Source organism: Streptomyces anatolicus, from assembly GCF_019400875.1.
Taxonomy (GTDB): Bacteria; Actinomycetota; Actinomycetes; order Streptomycetales; family Streptomycetaceae; genus Streptomyces; species Streptomyces anatolicus.
In genome coordinates this window covers 1-2,150 of sequence record NZ_WMBF01000734.1, presented here as the reverse complement: position 1 = coordinate 2,150, position 2,150 = coordinate 1, and the positions used below count along the sequence as shown (strand labels likewise).

Genomic DNA, 2,150 nt, shown 5'->3' with positions numbered 1-2,150 from the left:
GTGGATGCCGGGCGGGTGCGGGAGGCGGTCGCGGAGGGCGTGTCGGCGGTGCATGTCACGGCCGGTCTGTTCCGGGTGCTCGCGGAGGAGTCCCCGGAGTGTTTCGCCGGTCTGCGTGAGGTGCTGACGGGCGGGGATGTGGTGCCCGCGGGGTCGATGGCGCGGGTGCGTGAGGCGTGCCCCGAAGTGCGGGTCCGGCATATGTACGGGCCGACCGAGGTCACCTTGGCAGCGACCTGGCATGTACTGCCGGTGGGCGCCGAGGGCGGGCCGGTGCTGCCGATCGGGCGGCCGCTGACGAACCGGCGGGCGTATGTCCTCGACGCGTTCCTGCGTCCGGTGGGACCGGGCGTGGTGGGTGAGCTGTATATGGCGGGGGCCGGTCTCGCGCAGGGGTACCTCGGGCGGTCGGCGCCGACGGGGGAGCGGTTCGTGGCGTGCCCGTTCGGTGCGGGCGGGGAGCGGATGTATCGGACGGGGGATCTGGTCCGGTGGTCGGCCGAGGGTGAGCTGCTCTTCGTGGGGCGTGCGGATGAGCAGGTGAAGGTCCGCGGGTTCCGGGTGGAGCTGGGTGAGGTAGAGGCGGTGCTGGCCTCCCATAAGACGGTCGGCCAGGCTGTGGTGGTGGCCCGTCAGGACGGGCCCGGGGACAAGCAGTTGATCGGATACGTGACGGCTGCGGACGGCGCGGGCATGGACGTGGAGGATCTACGTGCGTACGTATCCGACCGTCTGCCCGAGTACATGGTCCCGGCAGCGATCCTGACCCTGGACACCCTGCCGCTCACGGTGAACGGCAAGGTGGACCGGGCAGCCCTGCCCGCACCGGACTTCGCCACCCGGGTGACCGGACGCGAACCGCGCACGGCGGCCGAGCGGATCCTGTGCGGCGTCTTCGCCGAGGTCCTGGGGCTCGACCGGGTGGGCGTCGAGGACGGCTTCTTCGAACTCGGCGGCGACTCGATCAGCTCCATGCAGCTGGTCTCACGCGCCCGCCGAGCCGGACTCGTGGTGACCTCCCGGCACGTCTTCGAGGAGAAGACACCGGAACGGCTCGCGCAGGTCGCCACCGCGCTCGGACAGGCGGGCGCCACGCTCGACGTGGGCGTCGGCGAAGTCCCCTGGACGCCGGCGATGCGGGCGCTGGGCGAGCGCGCGGCGCGGCCCGGGTTCGCACAGTGGGTGGTCCTCGGCGCACCGGCCGGACTGGGTCTCGGCGTGCTGGCGGCGGGACTCGGCGCCGTCCTGGACACGCACGACATGCTGCGGGCGCGGACCGTTCCCGGCGAGCAGAAGCTGATCGTCGGCGAGCGGGGCTCGGTCGACGCCGGGAGCCTGGTGGGACGGGTCGACGCGGCGGATCTCGGCGCCGATGGCGTGGAGGTCGTCGCGCGTGAGGCCGCGGAGCGCCTTGACCCCGCCGCCGGGGTGATGGTCCAGGCGGTCTGGGTGGACCCCGGGCCCGGAAGGACCGGGCAACTCGTCCTGGTCGCCCATCACTTGGTGGTGGACGGGGTGTCCTGGCGGATCCTGGTGCCGGACCTGCGAGCCGCGTGCGAGGCGGCCGTCGCCGGGCGCGTGACCCGGCTGGACCCGGTGGGCACCTCGTTCCGCCGCTGGGCGCGGCTGCTGACGGCCGAGGCGGCCAGTGAGCGGCGGACCGCCGAGCTTGGCAGCTGGCTGGCCCTGCTCGGAGAGCGGCAAACGCCCCTTGGGAGCGGGGAGTTGGACGCCGATCTGGACACCGTACGAACTCTGCGCCGCGACACGTGGACCGTCCCCGCGCACCAGGCCGAGACCCTGCTGACGCGCACCCCGGCCGCGTACCACTGCGGCGTGGAAGACGTGCTCCTTGCCGCGCTGACGGCCGCGGTCGCGTACTGGCGCACCGGCGAGGAGACCGACGTACTCGTCGACATCGAAGGGCACGGCCGCGAGCCGCTGGACGACGGCGTGGAACTGTCCCGCACAGTGGGCTGGTTCACCAGCGCGCACCCCGCCCGGCTCGGCACGGCAGGGGTGGACCTGGCCGAGGTCCTTGCAGGCGGCCCGGCCGCCGGTGAACTGCTGAAGGCGGTGAAGGAACAGACGCGCGCGGTCCCCGGCGACCGTCTCGGCCACGCACTCCTGCGCCACCTCAACCCCGAGAC

At 73.3% G+C, this 2,150-nt stretch carries 1 protein-coding gene; it reads left to right on the top strand.

What is annotated here, in order from left to right; genetic code table 11:
* A partial coding sequence (locus tag GKQ77_RS31960; protein ID WP_219692609.1) for a condensation domain-containing protein occupies nt 1–2,150 on the top strand: 2,150 nt, incomplete at both ends.